The organism is Dellaglioa sp. CoH-57-MRSF-20, assembly GCF_056781955.1.
Window position 1 is genome coordinate 1 of the sequence record NZ_JBXAXV010000144.1, and the last position, 390, is coordinate 390.

At 55.4% G+C, this 390-nt stretch carries 1 protein-coding gene; it reads left to right on the forward strand.

All coding sequences use genetic code 11. The features are described from left to right. Positions 1-277, forward strand: a 277-nt coding sequence (locus tag AC1RPN_RS08535; RefSeq protein ID WP_481763765.1) for a hypothetical protein, incomplete at its 5' end; no start/stop codon positions are given. Positions 278-390 lie beyond the last annotated feature (113 nt).

Sequence of the window (390 nt, forward strand, 5' to 3'; positions counted from 1 at the left end):
CTTGATACTGTCTGATGGCCCGCTCCCCACGATGAATGCCGTGCATCTTCGCGACGAGTTCAAGAACGAGCCACGTGTTGCGGTTGTCGAGATGCTGAACACTGGCGATCCAATGCCAGAACACATTGTGCGTGGCTCGACGCGCAGCGCCTTCATCAACGGTGCATCACGCGCTCTTACTACAGAAGAGCGTGCATCCATCCATAGGAGCCTGACTACAGTAGCATTGGGTCTTGGCCGTGATGAAAAGGAACTTATGTACGAGGCCAGCGTATGAACGAACGACAACTCGAACGCGCAGCGCGAGAACTATGCAAGCTCCGGGGCCAAGACCCAGACATGATTGTTTGTCGAAGCCCCGAGCCTGATAAGGATGGGTGGGTGCAGGAT